Raw genomic sequence first — 17,861 nt, forward strand, 5'->3', positions numbered from 1 at the left:
CACCCCACACCCCGCACCCCACACCCCACACCCCCACCCCACTCCAATCCCCGCGCACCCCCACCTCCACCCCGGCGTCCACATCCCGGACCCTCGGCCAAACCGGCTGGCCTACCCACCCCCCTCCTCCCCTACGCTTGTCCCGTGACCCCCGTCGAGCTCTCCCGTACCGTGCTGCGCGCGGTGCGCCGTGCTGTCGAGGACGGGGAGCTGAGCGTGGTCGTGCCGGAGAAGGTCTCGGTGACTGTGCCGGGGGCCGGCGGGTGGGGTGACTACGCCACCAACATCGCCCTTCAGCTCGCCCGGCCCGCCGGAGAGACCCCCCGTCACGTCGCCGAGCTGCTGCTGCCGCATCTGGCCGGCGCGCAGGGCGTCAGCGGTGTCGAGATCACCGGGCCCGGTTTTCTCAACATCAGTCTGGGCAGTACGGCGTCCACCTCGCTCGTCGCGGAGATCCTGCGACGCGGACCGCGGTACGGGTTCGTCGACGGCCCCACCGGCCGCGATGACACCCCGAACGCCCCAACCACTCACCTCGTACGCCTCCACGCCCCCCACGAACCCCGCGCCCGCGTCGTCATGGACGTCGTCGCCCGCCTCCTGCGCTCACAGGGTGCCCACGTCCGCATCAGCTGTGAGACCGGGCCACCCGAGCCCGCCTGGGCGACCGTTCTCGGTGTCGCCGGTCTCGCCGGTGTCGACGCGTACAGCTCCCCACAGGAACCGTCGGCTCCACCCGACGTCGCCGTACGTCCCGTCCCGGTCCCCACCCCCGACATCGCAGCCCTCCTCACGCTCGGTCGCGACGCCGCCCGCTGGGCCCTGCTCCATCCCGCCGCCCACGACCGGCCCCGTCTCACCGCCGACCACCTCGTGCAGCGGGAGACGAATCCCCTCTTCCGCGTCTGTTACGCCTACGCCCGTACCCGGGCCGTCAGCCGCAACGCCGCCGACCTCGGATTCACCGCCCAACCCGGCGACGTACGAGACACGCACGACGTACAAGGCGACGCACAAGGCGCCGTAGAAGAGTCCGCCGCCCCCCTCGGGCGGCCTCTCGTTCAAGAGGTCACCACCCTCCTCGCCGACCACCCCCGCGTCCTGTCGCGGGCGGCAGCCCACCGCGCCCCCGACCTGCTCGCCCGTCACCTGGTCGCCGTAGCCGATGCGGCGTTTCCTCTCCTTCCCGCAGTGCTTCCGCTCGGGGACGAGAAACCCTTGGCCGCCCACCGTGCCCGGCTTGCGCTTGCCGAAGCCGTCGGGGCGGTGCTCGCCGGTGGCCTCTCCCTGCTCGGCATCGACGCACCCGAACACCTCTGAGCGCCAGGACCGGGCCAAGATCAGGCCAGACAGAACAAAGCAAGAAGTCACCGCTCGGTCCCCGCGCCAGGAAGAGACAGAAGAGAACACGACATGAGCCGTTCCGCACACCCCGCCGGTCCCCGTCACGCCGATGTGCTGCCCGAAGGGCACTACTCGGGGCCCGCCGCCGACCTCAACGCACTCGACCCCAAGGTGTGGGCACAGACCGTCACCCGTGACGCCGACGCGAACGGTGTCGTCACCGTCGGCGGTATCGATGTGAAGACCCTCGCCGAGCGGCACGGGACCCCCGCCTACGTCCTCGACGAGGCGGACTTCCGGGAGCGGGCCCGTGCCTGGCGTACCGCGTTCGGGCCGGACGCCGATGTCTTCTACGCCGGCAAGGCGTTCCTGTCCCGTGCCGTCGTGCGGTGGTTGCACGAGGAGGGGCTCAATCTCGATGTGTGTTCCGGGGGCGAGCTCGCCACCGCTCTCTCCGCCGGCATGCCCGCCGACCGCATCGCCTTCCACGGCAACAACAAGTCCGTGAGCGAGATCACGAGGGCCATCGAGGCCGGTGTCGGGCGGATCGTTCTCGACTCCTTCCAGGAGATCGTCCGCGTCGCCCACGTCGCGCAGTCCCTCGGCAAGCGGCAGCCCGTGCAGATCCGCATCACGGTGGGGGTGGAGGCGCATACGCACGAGTTCATCGCCACCGCCCACGAAGACCAGAAGTTCGGGATTCCGCTCGCCGGGGGGCAGGCCGCCGAAGCCGTACGGCGTGCTCTTCAGCTCGACGGGCTCGAACTGATCGGGATTCACTCCCACATCGGGTCGCAGATCTTCGACATGTCCGGGTTCGAGGTCGCCGCCCATCGCGTTGTCGGGTTGCTGAAGGACATTCGCGACGAGCATGGCGTCGAGCTGCCCGAGATCGACCTCGGGGGCGGTCTCGGTATCGCCTACACCAGTGACGACGATCCCCGTGAGCCGCACGACATCGCCAAGGCGCTCACCGAGATCGTCACCCGTGAGTGCGATTCGGCCAGGCTGCGGACTCCTCGTATCTCCGTCGAGCCCGGGCGCGCCATCGTCGGGCCGACCGCGTTCACGCTGTACGAGGTCGGCACCATCAAGCCCCTCGACGGGCTGCGGACGTATGTGTCCGTCGACGGCGGCATGTCCGACAACATCCGGACGGCGCTCTACGACGCCGAGTACAGCGTCGCTCTCGTGTCCCGCCGCTCCGATGCCGAGCCGATGCTCGCCCGCGTTGTCGGCAAGCACTGCGAGAGCGGGGACATCGTGGTCAAGGACGCGTTCCTGCCGGGGGACCTGGCACCCGGTGACCTGATCGCCGTACCGGCGACGGGCGCGTACTGCCGTTCCATGGCCAGCAATTACAACCATGTGCTCCGGCCGCCGGTCGTCGCCGTGAAGGACGGCGAGTCGCGGGTCATCGTCCGCCGGGAGACCGAGGAGGACCTGCTCCGGCTCGACGTCGGTTGAGCCGGAGCGAGCTGAGACCGGGGTGGAAGATCTCCCGTCTTCCACCCCCGTGAAAATGAAATCGATGTCTCACGATCCGGACTATGGATAGAAAGTCCCGTCCGGTGAGTGAGACTGGTCCAACCGATGACGGTATGAGGAAACGAGGTCGGATGATGCGTACGCGTCCGCTGAAGGTGGCGCTGCTGGGCTGTGGAGTGGTCGGCTCAGAGGTGGCGCGCATCATGACGACGCACGCCGACGACCTCGCCGCCCGCATCGGCGCACCTATCGAGCTCGCGGGGGTCGCGGTACGGCGGCCCTCCAAGGTCCGTGAAGGCATCGACCCCGCCCTCGTCACCACCGACGCCACCGCCCTCGTCGAACGCGGCGACATCGATGTGGTGGTGGAGGTCATCGGGGGGATCGAGCCCGCCCGTTCCCTCATCACCACCGCCTTCGCGCACGGCGCCTCCGTCGTCTCCGCGAACAAGGCGCTGCTCGCCCAGGACGGTGCCGCCCTGCACGCCGCCGCCGAGCGGCAGGGCAAGGATCTGTACTACGAGGCCGCCGTCGCCGGTGCCATTCCGCTGATCCGGCCGCTGCGCGAGTCCCTCGCCGGGGACAAGGTCAACCGGGTGCTCGGCATCGTCAACGGGACGACCAACTTCATCCTCGACAAGATGGACAGCACGGGGGCGGGGTACCAGGAGGCCCTCGACGAGGCCACCGCCCTCGGCTACGCGGAAGCCGACCCGACCGCCGACGTCGAGGGTTTCGACGCCGCCGCCAAGGCCGCCATCCTCGCCGGAATCGCCTTCCACACGCGCGTGCGTCTCGACGACGTCTACCGCGAGGGGATGACGGAAGTCACCGCCGCGGACTTCGCCTCCGCCAAGAACATGGGCTGCACGATCAAGTTGCTGGCTATTTGCGAGCGGGCCGAGGACGGCGGGTCCGTCACCGCGCGCGTGCACCCCGCGATGATCCCGCTCAGCCACCCGCTCGCCTCCGTGCGCGGCGCCTACAACGCCGTGTTCGTCGAGTCCGACGCCTCCGGGCAGCTGATGTTCTACGGCCCCGGAGCGGGCGGCGCCCCCACCGCCTCCGCCGTCCTCGGCGACCTCGTCGCCGTGTGCCGCAACCGGCTCAACTCGACCACCGGGCCCGGGGAGTCGGCGTACGCCGGACTGCCCGTGTCGGGCATGGGCGAGGTCGTCACGCGGTACCACATCAGCCTCGACGTCGCCGACAAACCAGGTGTTCTCGCACAGGTCGCCACCGTGTTCGCCGAGCACGGTGTCTCGATCGATACGGTTCGGCAGCAGGGGAAGGACGGCGAGGCTTCTCTCGTCGTCGTCACGCACCGCGCGTCCGACGCCGCCCTGGGCGGGACCGTCGAGGCGTTGCGCAAGCTCGACACCGTGCGGGGTGTCGCCAGCATCATGCGGGTTGAAGGAGAGTAACCAGCAATGACCCACCAGTGGCGCGGAATCATCGAGGAGTACCGGGACCGGCTCCCGGTGTCCGACAGCACGCCGGTCGTCTCCCTCCGCGAGGGCGGCACGCCCCTCGTGCCCGCGCAGGTGCTCTCCGAGCGCACCGGCTGCGAGGTCCACCTCAAGGTGGAGGGCGCCAACCCCACCGGGTCCTTCAAGGACCGCGGTATGACCATGGCCATCACACGGGCCAAGGAGGAGGGCGCGCAGGCCGTCATCTGCGCCTCCACCGGCAACACCTCCGCGTCCGCCGCCGCCTACGCGGTACGCGCCGGGATGGTCTGTGCCGTCCTCGTGCCGCGCGGCAAGATCGCGCTCGGCAAGATGGGCCAGGCCCTCGTGCACGGCGCGAAGATCCTCCAGGTCGACGGGAACTTCGACGACTGCCTCACCCTCGCCCGCGAGCTGAGCGACAACTACCCTGTGGCGCTGGTGAATTCGGTCAACCCGGTGCGCATCGAGGGCCAGAAGACGGCCGCCTTCGAGATCGTCGACATGCTCGGCGACGCGCCCGACATCCACGTCCTGCCGGTGGGCAACGCGGGCAACATCACCGCGTACTGGAAGGGCTACAAGGAGTACGCCGGCGACGGCATCGCCGCGAAGACGCCCCGCATGTGGGGGTTCCAGGCGTCCGGGTCCGCGCCCATCGTGCGCGGCGAGATCGTCAAGGACCCCTCGACGATCGCCACCGCGATCCGCATCGGCAACCCGGCCTCCTGGCAGTACGCGCTCGCCGCGCGGGACGAGTCCGGCGGGTTCATCGACGAGGTGACGGACCGTGAAATCCTGCGCGCCTACCGGCTGTTGGCCGCGCAGGAGGGCGTTTTCGTCGAGCCCGCGTCCGCTGCTTCTGTCGCCGGTCTCCTCAAGGCGGCCGAGCAGGGCAAGGTCGACCCGGGCCAGACCATCGTCTGCACGGTGACCGGAAACGGCCTCAAGGACCCCGACTGGGCCGTCGCGGGCGCCCCGCAGCCGGTCACGATCCCGGTCGACGCGCCGACGGCCGCCGAGCGACTCGGACTCGCGTAGACCCACAAGCGGAACGGCACCCGGGGAAGATCCCCGCAGGGGGTGCACAGGGGGCTTACGACACGCATCGTGCGCCTCCTGTGCGCCCTATGTCGCCACAGAACCTTCCTTCGATAGGCTGTACCGAACCCGCCCGCCGCATATGCCTGCGCGCATGGCTCGGCACCGCGCCGTCTCCACGGCCCGAGGGTCTCCACGTACCTATCGGATGTCATCGAACTTCATCGCACTTCATCGAATGTCTTCGACAATCACGCAGCTCAAGGAGAGTCATCGAGCGATGGCCGGTCCAGCCTTCCGCGCCGCCGCCGTCCGGGTGCGCGTCCCCGCCACCAGCGCCAACCTCGGCCCGGGCTTCGACGCCTTCGGCCTCTCGCTGGGGCTCTACGACGACGTCGTCGTCCGTGTCGCCGACTCCGGGCTGCTCATCGACATCGCCGGCGAGGGCAGCGAGACCCTCCCGCGCGACGAGAACCACCTCCTCGTACGGTCCCTGCGCACCGCCTTCGACCTGCTCGGCGGGCAGCCGCGCGGCCTGGAGATCGTCTGCGCCAACCGCATTCCGCACGGCCGCGGCCTGGGCTCCTCCTCTGCCGCCATCTGCGCCGGCATCGTCGCCGCGCGCGCCGTGACCATAGGCGGGGACTCCCGGCTCGACGACACGGCCCTGCTGGAGCTCGCCACCGAGATCGAGGGCCACCCCGACAACGTGGCGGCCTGTCTGCTGGGCGGCTTCACGCTCTCCTGGATGGACGCGGGCGCCGCGCGGGCGATCAGGATGGATCCCGCCGATTCCATCGTTCCGGTGGTTTTCGTGCCCGGGAAGCCCGTCCTCACCGAGACCGCGCGCGGTCTGCTCCCGCGCAACGTCCCGCACGTCGACGCCGCCGCCAACGCGGGCCGCGCCGCACTTCTCGTCGAGGCCCTCACCCGCCGCCCCGAGCTGCTGCTGCCCGCCACCGAGGACCGGCTGCACCAGGAGTACCGCGCGCCGGCCATGCCGGAGAGTGCCGCACTCGTGGACCGCTTGAGGGCGGACGGAGTTCCGGCCGTCATCTCCGGTGCCGGGCCCACAGTGTTGGCACTGGTCGATGCCGACAACGCCGACAAGGTCGCCCATCTCGCCGGCGAGGGCTGGGCCGCCAACCGGCTCGACCTCGACGAACAAGGCGCGTGCGTACTCCCGCTCGCGGCCCCGAGCAGCAATTGACTACGTATGGTCGCCGGATTTCGAGAGGGGGAATGTTTGTTGGATCCGGTAGTGTTAATCTCAAGTCTGCACCCGACCCCACCATGGCGAGGTGCTTGTTGTCCCCGTCAGGGACAGACATTCTTCCGGGAGCCTCCCACACCACACTGTGTTCCGTCCGGGCACTGAGTGGTTCGCCGGGCACGCTCCGGAAGCCGGGAAAGCTCCGGAATTGGTGCGACCAAGCAACGTGACACAGCCACTCGGTGCCACTGCTTTGGGAAGCGCCGTCACCCGAAATCTCTTCCGCCGCTTAGGCGGACCACCGCCCCGGCACGGTTCACACAGCAAGAACCGAAGCCGGACAGCACAACCGGTCGCCGAGCCAGACAGGCCGACGTCCGCTCCAGGGAAGGACCCTTCGTGAGCGACACCACCGATCTGATGGGCGCGCGTGTCGAGGAGACCGCTGCCGCGCCCGCCACGGACGCCTCCGCGCCTGCCACCGGTGCCGGCTCCCGGCGGCGCCGCGGTACCGGCCTCGACGGCATGGTGCTGGCCGAGCTGCAGCAGGTCGCATCCGGCCTCGGCATCAGGGGCACCGCGCGGATGCGCAAGAGCCAGCTGATCGAGGTCATCAAGGACGCGCAGGCGGGCGGGGGTGCTCCGGCCAAGGCCGAGACCGCCACCGAGACCAAGCCCAAGCGCCGCGCCACCTCCAAGACCCGTACGGGCGACGAGACGGTCGCCCCGGCCGAGCAGAAGGCCGAGCAGGTCGCCGCCGAGAAGGCCGTGGCCCAGCAGCAGATCGAGATCCCCGGCCAGCCGGCTGGGGGCCCCTCCCGCGCGAGCGAAGCCGAGCGTGGGGGAGAAGACGCGCCTGTCGAGCGTCGTCGGCGCCGTGCCACCGCCGAGGCGGGCAGCCCCGAGACGGTCGTCGCCGAGGTCAAGAGCGAGCCGAAGGCCGAGACGCCCGCCGCCGCGCAGGGCGAGGCCAGGGGCGACGCGGGTGACGACGGCCGACAGGGCCGCCGTGACCGCCGCGACCGCGACCGCGGTGGCCGCCAGGACCGTGACCGCGGCGACCGCCGCAAGGGCGACGAGCAGCAGGGCGCCGGCCAGCAGCAGAGCGGTGGCCGTCAGGACCGGCAGCAGCAGGGCCAGCAGCAGAGCGGTGGCCGCCAGGACCGTCAGGACCGGCAGCCGCGCGACAACGGTCCGCAGGACGACGACGACTTCGACGGCGGACGCCGTGGCCGTCGCGGCCGGTACCGCGACCGCCGTGGCCGTCGCGGCCGTGACGAGTTCGGCGGCACCGCCGCAGGCGAGCCGCAGGTCGCGGACGACGATGTCCTGATCCCCGTCGCGGGCATCCTCGACATCCTCGACAACTACGCCTTCATCCGTACGTCGGGCTACCTGCCGGGCCCCAACGACGTGTACGTCTCCCTCGCCCAGGTCCGCAAGAACGGTCTGCGCAAGGGCGACCACGTCACCGGCGCGGTCCGCCAGCCGAAGGAGGGCGAGCGCCGCGAGAAGTTCAACGCGCTCGTGCGCCTCGACTCGGTCAACGGCATGGCGCCCGAACACGGCCGCGGGCGGCCGGAGTTCAACAAGCTGACGCCGCTGTACCCGCAGGACCGCCTCCGCCTGGAGACGGACCCGGGCGTCCTCACCACCCGCATCATCGACCTCGTCGCGCCGATCGGTAAGGGCCAGCGCGGTCTGATCGTGGCCCCGCCGAAGACCGGCAAGACCATGATCATGCAGGCGATCGCCAACGCGATCACGCACAACAACCCCGAGTGCCACCTGATGGTCGTCCTGGTCGACGAGCGTCCGGAAGAGGTCACCGACATGCAGCGGTCGGTGAAGGGCGAGGTCATCTCCTCGACCTTCGACCGCCCCGCCGAGGACCACACCACGGTCGCCGAGCTCGCCATCGAGCGCGCCAAGCGACTGGTGGAGCTGGGCCACGACGTCGTCGTCCTGCTCGACTCGATCACGCGTCTGGGCCGTGCCTACAACCTCGCCGCCCCCGCCTCCGGCCGCATCCTCTCCGGTGGTGTCGACTCCACGGCGCTGTACCCGCCCAAGCGCTTCTTCGGCGCCGCGCGCAACATCGAGGACGGCGGCTCGCTGACCATCCTCGCCACCGCGCTCGTCGACACCGGCTCGCGTATGGACGAGGTCATCTTCGAGGAGTTCAAGGGCACGGGCAACGCCGAGCTCAAGCTCGACCGGAAGCTCGCCGACAAGCGCATCTTCCCCGCGGTGGACGTCGACGCGTCCGGTACCCGTAAGGAAGAGATCCTGCTCGGCAGCGACGAGCTGGCCGTCACCTGGAAGCTGCGCCGGGTGCTGCACGCGCTCGACCAGCAGCAGGCGATCGAGCTGCTCCTCGACAAGATGAAGCAGACGAAGTCGAACGCCGAGTTCCTGCTCCAGATCCAGAAGACCACTCCTGGCAACGGAGACTGACGCAAGTCGGCATTACCGGAGGGCCGCTCCCTGTTGAGGGGGCGGCCCTCTGCGTTGTCAGTGCCCCGCTGTAGGATCACGCCCTTCGGACTTGCATTCGACATTCGTCCGAACTTCTGATCCCGAGGGGGGACTTGAGTGGGTACGCCCATGCCTGGGACGGGTCGGCACAGACGCCGGATACGTTTCGCCCTGCCCGTCGCCGCGGCCGGTATCGCCGCCGCCGTGACCGTCGCAGTGCTGACGACGTCCGCCGGCGCTGCCACCGCGCTTCCGACACCGACCGCGAAGCCCGTAGTCAGCCAGCCGTCGCTCGCCACGCTGAAGAAGCGCATCGCGGGCGCCGAGGCCGGTGACGACATCGCCGGCCAGACGACCAAGAAGTCGTCCCGGAGCGCGAGCACCACCGCCACGACCGTCAGCCCGAAGATCATCGGCGGTACGACGACCACCATCAGCGCCGCGCCGTACATGGCGCAGCTCTGGTACTACGACGACAAGGGCACCGCCGACGAGAGCGACGACCTCGGCTTCTTCTGCGGTGGCTCGGTCATCTCGCCGTCGAAGATCCTGACCGCCTCGCACTGCGTCAAGGGCTACAACTGGGCCAAGTACGGCACGGTCGTCACCAGCGCCACCGTGCTGCCGACCACCGACGCCGACAACAACCTCGACCTGCACGGCGGCCAGGCCACCGCGGTCCTGCGCCAGTGGAACCACCCGTCGTACAACGCGACGACCGTCGACAACGACGTAGCGGTCCTCACCCTGGCGGCCCCCGTCAAGGCGACCCCGATCCGTATGACGACGAACACCGACACCACGTCGTACACGGGCACGGCCGCCAAGACCGCCAAGGTCTACGGCTGGGGCCGCACCAGCTCCTCCTCGGAGGACATCTCCGAGACGCTGAAGACGGCCTCGCTGCCGATCCAGTCGGACGCCACCTGCGCCGCCGCCTACGGCAGCCTGTACATCAAGGGCCACAACGTCTGCGCGGGCGAGCCCGCCACCGGCAGTGACGCCACCACGACGGCCATCTGCAACGGCGACTCCGGCGGCCCGCTGGTCGTCGCCGGCCGGATCGTCGGTGTCGTCTCCTGGAGCGCCGACGACGGCGACGCCAGCACGGTCAACGACTGCGTCGTCGAGGGTACCTACGGCGTCTTCGCGAAGGTCAGCGCGTACGTCGGCGCGGCCTACGCGCAGGTCGACGACGGCAACCTCAGCTACACCGACAACAAGGCCGACATCTTCGCCCGCAAGTCCTCCACCAAGGTGGGCTACGAGCTGGACTCCAAGGGCACCTCGCTGGCCACCCGCCAGTCCCTGGGCGACTGGGGCGGCGTCAACCTGGTCCGGTCCGCCGACCTGAACCGGGACGGCTTCCAGGACTGGGTCTACCGGACCACCGCCGGCGCGGTCTACTGGGACCACTTCCAGCTCAACAGCGCGCGTGACGACGGCAGTTGGGTCAGCACGAAGATCTTCGCCAACTGGAAGACCCGCACCCGGATCGTCGCCCCCGGCGATGTCACCGGCGACTACCTGCCCGACCTGATCTCGGTCGACAGCTCCGGTGTCCTGTGGATCTACCCCGGCAAGGGCAACGGCACCTTCAGCTCGCCGTCGCGGGTCGGCGGGGGCTGGAGCCAGTACAACGCGCTCGTCGGCAAGGGCGACTTCAACGGTGACGGCAAGGCCGACCTGATCGCCCGCAACAAGAGCACCGGCGCCGTCTACCTGTACAAGGGCGCAGGCAAGTCCGGCTCGGGTGCCTTCGCGGCCCGCGTCAAGGTGCGCAGCTGGCCCAGCTACAACGCCTTCGACTCCGTCGGCGACTTCAACGGCGACGGCAAGGCGGACCTCCTGATCCGCAACGCGAGCGGCTCGCTGTACCTGTACCCGGGCACCGGAAAGGCCACCAGCGAGATCTTCGGCACAGCGAAGTCACTGGGCACCGGTTTCCAGCAGTACGACATCTTCGGGTGAAATAGCAGGTGAGCGCGGTTTGACCCGCTGACACGACTACACAGAGTGCCCATCGCCGTACGCGATGGGCACTCTGCGTTGTGCAACCCTTTGTCGAGTTTCGCCGTCTGACCAGGCGGACGAAAATGGAGCGGTACTGACCGCGCCTGACCCTGAAAGCAGGGGGTAACCGACCGGACGAGAGACCGAGGAGCCCATGTCCGCCGAGAGCACGCCGGAGCCCGCCATACCGGGCAAGGACGGCAGCAGCGGCCCGCGCCACCGCGCCGGAGGCCGCAAGCAGAAGAACCGCGGTCCGCGCCACAGGGCCCTGATGATCACGGCCTGGGTCGCGGGAGGTGTCCTGGTGCTGGGTGGCACCGGCGCCGGGTACGTGTACTTCAAGCTCAACGGCAACATCAAGAGCGTCGACATCAACCAGGCCCTCGGCACCGACCGGCCGGTCAAGGTCGACAACGGCTCCGAGAACATCCTCGTCCTGGGCTCCGACTCCCGCTCCGGCACCAACAAGAAGCTGGGCGGCGGCACCGACGACGGCAGCGCCCGCTCCGACACCGCGATGATCATCCACGTCTACAAGGGCCACAAGAAGGCCAGCGTGGTGTCCATCCCGCGCGACACCCTCGTCGACCGCCCCGAGTGCACCGACACCAAGGGCGTCACGCACGACGCGGCCTCCGGCGTGATGTTCAACGAGGCGTACTCGACCGGCGGCGCCGCCTGCACGGTGAAGACCGTCGAGTCCATCTCCGGTCTGCGCATGGACCACTACCTCGAAGTCGACTTCGCGGGCTTCGAGAAGCTCATCAACGAGCTCGGCGGGGTCCAGATCACCACCACCAAGGACATCAAGGACACGAAGAGCCACCTGGACCTCAAGGCCGGCAAGCACACGCTCAACGGCTCGCAGGCCCTGGGCCTGGTCCGCACCCGGCACGGCGTCGGCGACGGCTCCGACCTGGGCCGCATCCAGCTCCAGCAGGCGTTCATCAAGGCCCTGGTCAACCAGGTCAAGCACGTCGGCCTCCTGACCAGCCCGACCAAGCTCTTCGACCTCGCCAACACCGCCACGCAGGCCGTCACCACCGACTCCGACCTCGGCTCGGTGAACTCCCTCACGTCCTTCGCCAACGGCCTCAAGGGCATCAGCTCCGCCAACATGAACATGGTCACAATGCCGGTCGAGTACGACCCGGCCAACCCGAACCGGGTGATCGTGGAGAAGTCGAAGGCACAGCTGGTCTGGACGGCACTGAAGAACGACCAGGCGATTCCCGCGGCGGCCTCCAAGGGCACGGCAACAGGCGAAGCCAAGGGCGTCGTAACAAGTTCCTAGGGCGCAACCCCCCTAAGGGGCGCGGGGCCGTGTCGATTTGCGGCTCCGCCGCGGGGCGCGACAAGCCCCCACCGGCCCGCAGGGAATACACAACGCACACCCCCCGTTTTGGGGGATGGCCCCAGTCCTGGCAGACTGGACAGTCGGCCCCGGTTCACGCCCCGCGAACCCGCGGAGCGACCCGGCGCCCTCCCGAACCTAGGAGACACCTTGAAGCGCGAGATCCACCCCGAGTACGTCGAGACCCAGGTCAGCTGCACCTGTGGCGCGTCGTTCACCACCCGCAGCACGATCACGAGCGGCAACATCCGCGCCGAGGTCTGCTCCGAGTGCCACCCGTTCTACACGGGCAAGCAGAAGATCCTCGACACCGGTGGCCGCGTGGCCCGCTTCGAGGCCCGCTTCGGCAAGGCTGCTGCCGGCTCCACGAAGTAGCGAGCTCAATTTCGCCGGTCCACGGCCACGCCCCTCCACTGGCGTGCCGGGACCGGCGTTTTTGGTCGCCCGCCTTCCCTTTCTTCACCGCATTTCAGGAGCCCAAGATGTTCGAGGCTGTCGAGGACCTCATCGGCGAGCACGCCGACCTTGAGAAGAAGCTCGCCGACCCGTCGGTCCACGCCGACCAGGCCAACGCGCGCAAGCTGAACAAGCGCTACGCCGAGCTCACCCCGATCGTCGCCACGTACCGCTCCTGGAAGCAGACCGGCGACGACATCGAGACCGCGCGTGAACTCGGCGCCGACGACCCGGAGTTCGCGGCCGAGGTCAAGGAGCTGGAGAAGCACCGGGACGAGATCACGGAGAAGCTGCGGCTGCTGCTGGTGCCGCGTGACCCCAACGACGACAAGGACGTGATCCTTGAGGTCAAGGCGGGCGCGGGCGGCGACGAGTCCGCCCTGTTCGCCGGTGACCTGCTGCGCATGTACCTGCGGTACGCGGAGCGCGTCGGCTGGAAGACCGAGATCATCGACGCCACCGAGTCCGAGCTGGGCGGCTACAAGGACGTCCAGGTCGCCGTGAAGACCAAGGGCGGCAACGGCGCGACCGAGCCCGGCCAGGGCGTGTGGGCCCGTCTGAAGTACGAGGGCGGGGTGCACCGCGTGCAGCGGGTGCCCGCGACCGAGTCCGCGGGCCGTATCCACACCTCCGCGGCCGGTGTCCTCGTCACCCCCGAGGCGGAGGAGGTCGACGTCGAGATCAACCCGAACGACCTCCGCATCGACGTGTACCGCTCCTCCGGTCCCGGCGGCCAGTCCGTCAACACGACCGACTCCGCGGTGCGCATCACGCACATTCCCACCGGAGTCGTCGCCTCCTGCCAGAACGAGAAGAGCCAGCTGCAGAACAAGGAGCAGGCGATGCGTATCCTGCGCTCCAGGCTGCTCGCCGCGGCGCAGGAGGAGGCGGAGAAGAACGCCGCCGACGCCCGCCGCAGCCAGGTCCGCACGGTCGACCGCTCCGAGAAGATCCGTACGTACAACTTCCCGGAGAACCGCATCTCCGACCACCGCGTCGGATTCAAGGCGTACAACCTTGACCAGGTCCTGGACGGCGACCTCGACGCGATGATCCAGGCTTGCGTCGACGCGGACTCGGCCGCCAAGCTCGCGGCGGCGTAACACCACGGCACGCACGGCACGTTCGGCACGGACGAGTACGACACGGAGGACTTGCGTGAACCTGCTGCTAGCAGAGGTGGCCCAGGCCACCCAGCGGCTGGCCGACGCCGGCGTGCCCTCGCCGCGCAACGACGCGGAGGAGCTCGCCGCGTTCGTGCACGGTGTGAAGCGGGGCGAGCTGCACTCCGTGAAGGACGTGGACTTCGACGCCCGCTACTGGGAGACCATCGCCCGCCGTGAGCAGCGTGAGCCGCTCCAGCACATCACCGGCCGCGCCTTCTTCCGCTATCTGGAACTCCAGGTCGGTCCGGGGGTGTTCGTGCCGCGCCCCGAGACCGAGTCGGTCGTCGGCTGGGCCATAGACGCGGTCCGCGCGATGGACGTCGTGGAGCCGCTGATCGTGGACCTCTGCACCGGATCCGGCGCCATCGCGCTCGCCCTCGCGCAGGAGGTCCCGCGCTCCCGGGTGCACGCCGTGGAGCTGTCCGAGGACGCCCTGCAGTGGACCCGCAAGAACATGGAGGGGTCGAGGGTCGACCTGCGGCAGGGCAACGCCCTGGACGCCTTCCCCGACCTCGACGGCCATGTCGACCTGGTCATCTCCAACCCGCCGTACATCCCCCTCACCGAGTGGGAGTACGTCGCTCCCGAGGCCCGGGACTACGACCCCGAACTCGCCCTGTTCTCGGGCGAGGACGGCCTCGACCTGATCCGCGGCATCGAACGCACCGCACACCGACTTCTCCGTCCGGGCGGTGTCGTCGTCATCGAGCACGCCGACACCCAGGGCGGCCAGGTGCCGTGGATCTTCACCGAGGAGCGTGGCTGGGCCGACGCGGCCGACCACCCCGATCTCAACAACCGCCCGCGCTTCGCGACCGCCCGCAGGGCGACGCCGTGACCGGCGCCCCGACTTTCGACCCGCAGCAGTACGTGTACGAGGAGGCCCGCTAGACATGGCACGGCGATACGACACCAATGACGCGACCGACCGCACGACGGGTCTGCGCGAGGCCGCGTCCGCCGTCCGCCGGGGCGAACTCGTGGTCCTGCCGACCGACACGGTCTACGGCATCGGGGCCGACGCGTTCACCTCCGAGGCGGTCGCCGATCTCCTGGACGCCAAGGGCCGGGGCCGCAACATGCCCACGCCCGTCCTCATCGGCTCCCCGAACACCCTGCACGGCCTTGTCACGGACTTCTCCGAGCTGGCCTGGGAACTCGTCGACGCGTTCTGGCCGGGCGCCCTCACGCTGGTCGCCAAGCACCAGCCGTCCCTCCAGTGGGACCTGGGGGACACCCGGGGCACGGTCGCCATCCGTATGCCGCTGCACCCCGTCGCCATCGAGCTGCTGACGGAGGTCGGCCCGATGGCCGTCTCCTCCGCCAACCTCACGGGCCACCCCGCGCCGGAGGACTGTGACGCGGCCCAGCAGATGCTCGGCGACTCGGTCTCCGTGTACCTCGACGGCGGTCCGACGCCCGGCAACGTGCCGTCGTCGATCGTCGACGTCACGCGCGAGGTGCCGCTGCTGCTGCGGGCCGGCGCGATCTCGGCCGAGGAGCTGCGGAAGGTCGTCCCCGACCTTGAGGTGGCGAATTGACAGCCCCTGACGCGGGGCGTGGCATAGGCAACGGGGAAGTGACGGGGACCTTCGGGCTCCCCATGGACAGCTTCCGCATCCTCCACGTCAGCACCGGCAACGTGTGCCGCTCGCCGATCACCGAGCGGCTGACCCGTCATGCCCTGGCGGACCGGCTCGGCGACCCGCTGTGGGGCGGGCTCATCGTGGAGAGCGCCGGCACCTGGGGCCATGAGGGCGCACCCATGGAGACCAACGCGGCGACGGTCCTCACCGACTTCGGCGCGGACCCCTCCGGGTTCACCGGCCGCGAGCTGCTCGACGACCACGTGATCCGCGCCGACCTGGTGCTGACCGCCACCCGGGACCACCGTCAGCAGGTCATCTCCATGGGCCACTCGGCGGGCCTGCGCACCTTCACCCTGAAGGAGTTCACCCGCCTGGTGAAGGCGATCGACCCGGCGACCCTGCCGCCCCTGGGGGACGGCATGGTGGCCCGCGCCCGCGCCCTGGTCCGCGCGGCGGCGGCCCTCCGAGGCTGGCTCCTGGCCCCCACGGCGGAGGCCGACGAGGTCTTCGACCCCTACGGCGCCCCCCTCCCGTTCTTCCGCTCCATCGGAGACGAGATAAACCAGGCGATCGATCCGGTGGTCACGGCGTTGACGGGTGTGTCTGCGCGGACTTGATCCGGTGGGAGCGGGGTCGGCGAGGGCCGCTGCGGTGCGGTTGATCCGGTGGGCCGAGTCGGAGACGCCCGCCGCGGAGCGGCTGATGTGGCTGAACCAGGCGATCGATCCGGTGGTCACGGCGTTGACGGGGGTTTCCGCGCGGACTTGATCCGGTGGTCGTGGCGCTCACGAGTCTGTCCGCGCGGACTTGATCCGGTGGGAGAAGGGTCGGCGACGGCCGCGCGTCCCACCCGCCCCGGGCCTACATTGGACGTACGTCACCGTCGACGGCTCGGAGTCCACCATGTCGGTCACCCCTGTCCTTGAGGCCGATGTCCTGCGTCGTCAGGACCCCGAGCTGGCCGAGATCCTGCTCGGGGAGCTGACCCGGCAGTCGACGACGCTCCAGCTGATCGCCGCCGAGAACTTCACCTCGCCCGCCGTGCTGGCCGCCCTCGGCTCCCCGCTCGCCAACAAGTACGCCGAGGGCTACCCCGGCGCCCGCCACCACGGCGGCTGCGAGATCGTCGATGTCGCCGAGCGCGTCGCCGTGGACCGGGCGAAGGCGCTGTTCGGTGCCGAGCACGCCAACGTGCAGTCCCACTCCGGGTCTTCGGCCGTGCTGGCCGCGTACGCCGCGCTGCTGCGCCCCGGTGACACCGTCCTCGCGCTGGGGCTCCCGTACGGCGGTCATCTCACCCACGGTTCGCCCGCGAACTTCTCCGGGCGGTGGTTCGACTTCGTGGGCTACGGGGTCGATGCCGAGACCGGGCTCATCGACTACGACCAGGTGCGCGCCCTCGCCCGTACGCACCGGCCCAAGGCGATCGTGTGCGGCTCCATCGCCTACCCCCGGCACATCGACTACGCCCTGTTCCGCGAGGTCGCCGACGAGGTGGGCGCCTACCTCGTCGCCGACGCCGCCCACCCCATCGGCCTCGTCGCCGGGGGAGCGGCGCCGAACCCGGTGCCGTACGCCGATGTCGTCTGTGCCACCACGCACAAGGTGCTGCGCGGGCCGCGCGGCGGGATGCTGCTGTGCGGGAGGGAGCTGGCCGAACGGGTGGACCGGGCCGTTTTCCCGTTCACCCAGGGCGGTGCGCAGATGAACACCATCGCGGCGAAGGCCGTCGCGTTCGGCGAGGCGGCGACGCCGGCCTTCACGGCGTACGCCCATCAGGTGGTCGCCAACGCCCGGGTGCTCGCGGCCGGACTGGAGGCGGAGGGGCTGGTCGTCACCACGGGCGGCACCGACACCCATCTGATCACCGTCGACCCGATGCCGCTGGGCGTCGACGGACGCACCGCGCGCGGCCGGCTGGCCGCCGCCGGAGTGGTCCTGGACTGCTGTGCGCTGCCGCATGGTGAGGCCCGTGGCCTGCGGCTCGGTACGGCCGCGGTGACCACCCAGGGCATGGGGGAGGTGGAGATGGCGCGGATCGGCGCGCTGCTCGCGGGGGTGCTGAGGGAGAAGGTGGAGAGCCGGAGGGCCCGTGACGAAGTGCGGGATCTTGTGGGTGGATTCCTGCCGTATCCGGGCTGAACGGGGGTACCCGGACCCGAGTACACAGCCACACGTGCAACCATCTTCGCTACCCGGAAGTCCCCAACCATATGCGTCCCTCGCTAGGGTGTGGGGCTGTGATGGCCAGCGAGACCTGTGGGGAAGCCT

General features: G+C 69.8%; 14 protein-coding genes. All 14 read left to right on the forward strand.

The genetic code is table 11. The annotated features are described in order from the left end of the window. The first annotated feature begins 144 nt into the window (after positions 1–144). The 14 genes from nrtL to glyA all read left to right on the forward strand — a co-directional run bounded on the left by nrtL (position 145) and on the right by glyA (position 17,732). Complete coding sequence (gene nrtL / locus OC490_RS43185; RefSeq protein ID WP_262063538.1) at positions 145–1,320, forward strand: ArgS-related anticodon-binding protein NrtL; 1,176 nt, start codon at positions 145–147, stop codon at positions 1,318–1,320. Between the two features lie 93 nt (positions 1,321–1,413). Then, entirely contained in the window at positions 1,414–2,811 is a 1,398-nt protein-coding gene (gene lysA, locus OC490_RS43190) for a diaminopimelate decarboxylase (protein WP_262063539.1), read from the forward strand. Positions 2,812–2,963: 152 nt separating this feature from the next. Beyond that, positions 2,964–4,256 carry a homoserine dehydrogenase gene (locus tag OC490_RS43195; protein ID WP_262063540.1) on the forward strand — a complete coding sequence of 431 codons (1,293 nt, stop codon included), beginning with the start codon at positions 2,964–2,966 and terminating at the stop codon, positions 4,254–4,256. A 6-nt stretch (positions 4,257–4,262) separates the two neighbouring features. Further along, positions 4,263–5,321 carry a threonine synthase gene (gene thrC / locus OC490_RS43200; RefSeq protein ID WP_200679749.1) on the forward strand — a complete coding sequence of 353 codons (1,059 nt, stop codon included), beginning with the start codon at positions 4,263–4,265 and terminating at the stop codon, positions 5,319–5,321. A gap of 280 nt (positions 5,322–5,601) precedes the next feature. Beyond that, on the forward strand, positions 5,602–6,531 hold the full coding sequence (gene thrB / locus OC490_RS43205; RefSeq protein WP_262063541.1) for a homoserine kinase: 930 nt from the start codon (positions 5,602–5,604) through the stop codon (positions 6,529–6,531). Positions 6,532–6,933: 402 nt separating this feature from the next. Further along, entirely contained in the window at positions 6,934–8,991 is a 2,058-nt protein-coding gene (gene rho, locus OC490_RS43210; protein ID WP_262063542.1) for a transcription termination factor Rho, read from the forward strand. Between the two features lie 150 nt (positions 8,992–9,141). Further along, positions 9,142–10,983: a trypsin-like serine protease gene (locus tag OC490_RS43215; protein WP_262063543.1), complete on the forward strand. Its 1,842-nt coding sequence runs from the start codon at positions 9,142–9,144 to the stop codon at positions 10,981–10,983. A 196-nt stretch (positions 10,984–11,179) separates the two neighbouring features. Then, positions 11,180–12,319, forward strand: a complete 1,140-nt coding sequence (locus tag OC490_RS43220; protein ID WP_262063544.1) for an LCP family protein — start codon at positions 11,180–11,182, stop codon at positions 12,317–12,319. Between the two features lie 210 nt (positions 12,320–12,529). After that, positions 12,530–12,754, forward strand: coding sequence for a 50S ribosomal protein L31 (rpmE, locus tag OC490_RS43225; RefSeq protein WP_019060712.1), 225 nt, complete (start codon positions 12,530–12,532; stop codon positions 12,752–12,754). A 107-nt stretch (positions 12,755–12,861) separates the two neighbouring features. Next, positions 12,862–13,938 (forward strand): peptide chain release factor 1, encoded by a 1,077-nt coding sequence (gene prfA / locus OC490_RS43230; protein WP_019073184.1) that lies wholly within the window; start codon positions 12,862–12,864, stop codon positions 13,936–13,938. Positions 13,939–13,993: 55 nt separating this feature from the next. Then, the gene (prmC, locus tag OC490_RS43235) at positions 13,994–14,839 is read left to right on the forward strand and encodes a peptide chain release factor N(5)-glutamine methyltransferase (protein WP_019073183.1); all 846 of its coding nucleotides are present in this window, start codon (positions 13,994–13,996) and stop codon (positions 14,837–14,839) included. A gap of 55 nt (positions 14,840–14,894) precedes the next feature. Further along, the gene (locus tag OC490_RS43240; protein ID WP_262063545.1) at positions 14,895–15,542 is read left to right on the forward strand and encodes an L-threonylcarbamoyladenylate synthase; all 648 of its coding nucleotides are present in this window, start codon (positions 14,895–14,897) and stop codon (positions 15,540–15,542) included. Then, complete coding sequence (locus OC490_RS43245; protein WP_262063546.1) at positions 15,539–16,207, forward strand: protein-tyrosine-phosphatase; 669 nt, start codon at positions 15,539–15,541, stop codon at positions 16,205–16,207. Before OC490_RS43240 ends, OC490_RS43245 begins: the two co-directional genes overlap by 4 nt. A gap of 286 nt (positions 16,208–16,493) precedes the next feature. Then, positions 16,494–17,732: a serine hydroxymethyltransferase gene (gene glyA, locus OC490_RS43250; protein ID WP_262063547.1), complete on the forward strand. Its 1,239-nt coding sequence runs from the start codon at positions 16,494–16,496 to the stop codon at positions 17,730–17,732. Positions 17,733–17,861: the final 129 nt, after the last annotated feature.

The sequence above is a fragment of the Streptomyces sp. STR69 genome (genome assembly GCF_024519455.1).
GTDB lineage: Bacteria > Actinomycetota > Actinomycetes > Streptomycetales > Streptomycetaceae > Streptomyces.

Coding starts and splice junctions, on each gene's coding strand:
- OC490_RS43195 (WP_262063540.1), top strand. CDS start 2,964: ATGATGCGTACGCGTCCGCTGAAGGTGGCGCTGCTGGGCTGTGGAGTG.
- thrB (WP_262063541.1), top strand. CDS start 5,602: ATGGCCGGTCCAGCCTTCCGCGCCGCCGCCGTCCGGGTGCGCGTCCCC.
- OC490_RS43240 (WP_262063545.1), top strand. CDS start 14,895: ATGGCACGGCGATACGACACCAATGACGCGACCGACCGCACGACGGGT.
- glyA (WP_262063547.1), top strand. CDS start 16,494: ATGTCGGTCACCCCTGTCCTTGAGGCCGATGTCCTGCGTCGTCAGGAC.
- thrC (WP_200679749.1), top strand. CDS start 4,263: ATGACCCACCAGTGGCGCGGAATCATCGAGGAGTACCGGGACCGGCTC.
- lysA (WP_262063539.1), top strand. CDS start 1,414: ATGAGCCGTTCCGCACACCCCGCCGGTCCCCGTCACGCCGATGTGCTG.
- OC490_RS43220 (WP_262063544.1), top strand. CDS start 11,180: ATGTCCGCCGAGAGCACGCCGGAGCCCGCCATACCGGGCAAGGACGGC.
- prfA (WP_019073184.1), top strand. CDS start 12,862: ATGTTCGAGGCTGTCGAGGACCTCATCGGCGAGCACGCCGACCTTGAG.
- OC490_RS43215 (WP_262063543.1), top strand. CDS start 9,142: ATGCCTGGGACGGGTCGGCACAGACGCCGGATACGTTTCGCCCTGCCC.